Here is a 2,058-nt window from a genome sequence, read left to right as displayed (position 1 = left end):
GATGTGATCCAGTGTATAAGAATTAAGACTAGAAGAAGTCAACCTGAGCAATTTCTTAGTAGTTGTTAAGTATATTTAAGATTTAACGATGAAGAGTTTGATCCTGGCTCAGGATGAACGCTAGCGGCAGGCCTAACACATGCAAGTCGAACGGTAACAGGGAAAAGCTTGCTTTTCCGCTGACGAGTGGCGCACGGGTGCGTAACGCGTATACAATCTGCCTTTAAGCGGGGGATAGCCCATGGAAACGTGGATTAATACCCCATAGTATATAGAGATCACCTGGTTTTTATATTAAACATTTATGGCTTAAAGATGAGTATGCGTCCTATTAGCTAGATGGTGTGGTAACGGCACACCATGGCTACGATAGGTAGGGGTCCTGAGAGGGAGATCCCCCACACTGGTACTGAGACACGGACCAGACTCCTACGGGAGGCAGCAGTGAGGAATATTGGACAATGGAGGCAACTCTGATCCAGCCATGCCGCGTGCAGGAAGACTGCCCTATGGGTTGTAAACTGCTTTTATACAGGAAGAAACCTCCTCACGTGTGGGGAGCTGACGGTACTGTATGAATAAGGATCGGCTAACTCCGTGCCAGCAGCCGCGGTAATACGGAGGATCCAAGCGTTATCCGGAATCATTGGGTTTAAAGGGTCCGTAGGCGGATTTATAAGTCAGTGGTGAAAGTCTGTCGCTTAACGATAGAATTGCCATTGATACTGTAGATCTTGAATTATTATGAAGTGGTTGGAATGAGTAGTGTAGCGGTGAAATGCATAGATATTACTCAGAACACCTATTGCGAAGGCAGATCACTAATAATATATTGACGCTGATGGACGAAAGCGTAGGTAGCGAACAGGATTAGATACCCTGGTAGTCTACGCCGTAAACGATGGTCACTAGCTGTCCGGCCCAATTGAGGGCTGGGTGGTTAAGCGAAAGTGATAAGTGACCCACCTGGGGAGTACGTTCGCAAGAATGAAACTCAAAGGAATTGACGGGGGCCCGCACAAGCGGTGGAGCATGTGGTTTAATTCGATGATACGCGAGGAACCTTACCAGGGCTTAAATGCAGTTGGACAGGTCTGGAAACAGACCCTTCTTCGGACTAATTGCAAGGTGCTGCATGGTTGTCGTCAGCTCGTGCCGTGAGGTGTCAGGTTAAGTCCTATAACGAGCGCAACCCCTGTGGTTAGTTGCCAGCACGTAATGGTGGGAACTCTAGCCAGACTGCCGGTGCAAACCGCGAGGAAGGTGGGGATGACGTCAAATCATCACGGCCCTTACGTCCTGGGCCACACACGTGCTACAATGGTAGGGACAGAGGGCAGCTACCCCGCGAGGGGATGCGAATCTTCAAACCCTATCACAGTTCGGATCGCAGTCTGCAACTCGACTGCGTGAAGCTGGAATCGCTAGTAATCGCACATCAGCCATGGTGCGGTGAATACGTTCCCGGGCCTTGTACACACCGCCCGTCAAGCCATGGAAGCCGGGGGTACCTGAAGTCGGTCACCGCAAGGAGCCGCCTAGGGTAAGACTGGTAACTGGGGCTAAGTCGTAACAAGGTAGCCGTACCGGAAGGTGCGGCTGGAACACCTCCTTTCTAGAGCGATGCATTCACTAGAATGCTAGCGACAATTACGAAAGGGAAGTTCAGAGAGAGACCTTTTGGTCTTGATTCTTATCGTCAATTCGATTTTTGATAGCTTAAGTGCTATTGAAGGACAGTCTCATAGCTCAGCTGGTTAGAGCGCTACACTGATAATGTAGAGGTCGGCAGTTCGAGTCTGCCTGAGACTACGAGTACAATGGTCAATAAGCAATAATCAATAAACAATGAAAATTGATAATTGTTTACTGTTAATTGATAATTGTAAAAGAAGTTCATTTGAAATAACAAAGGAAATTTTAGAGGTTGAGTAGCCGTTAGAAGTACTGTTAACTGATAACTGTTAACTGATCACTGAAAATGGGGAATTAGCTCAGCTGGCTAGAGCGCCTGCCTTGCACGCAGGAGGTCATCGGTTCGACTCCGATATTCTCCAC

General features: G+C 48.2%; 2 tRNA genes and 1 rRNA gene. All 3 read left to right on the top strand.

The features are described 5' to 3' along the window. Nucleotides 1–85: 85 nt before the first annotated feature. The 3 genes from NE848_RS17255 to NE848_RS17245 all read left to right on the top strand — a co-directional run bounded on the left by NE848_RS17255 (nt 86) and on the right by NE848_RS17245 (nt 2,057). A 16S ribosomal RNA gene (locus tag NE848_RS17255) occupies nt 86–1,615 on the top strand. Between the two features lie 123 nt (nt 1,616–1,738). Then, nucleotides 1,739–1,812, top strand: a tRNA-Ile gene (locus NE848_RS17250). 171 nt (nt 1,813–1,983) lie between these two features. Next, nucleotides 1,984–2,057 (top strand) — tRNA-Ala (locus NE848_RS17245). Nucleotide 2,058 lies beyond the last annotated feature (1 nt).

This window comes from Gramella jeungdoensis, from assembly GCF_023805255.1.
Lineage (GTDB): Bacteria > Bacteroidota > Bacteroidia > Flavobacteriales > Flavobacteriaceae > Christiangramia > Christiangramia jeungdoensis.
The sequence above is the reverse complement of the archived record's forward strand: the minus strand, read 5'-3'. Positions and strand labels throughout refer to the sequence as shown.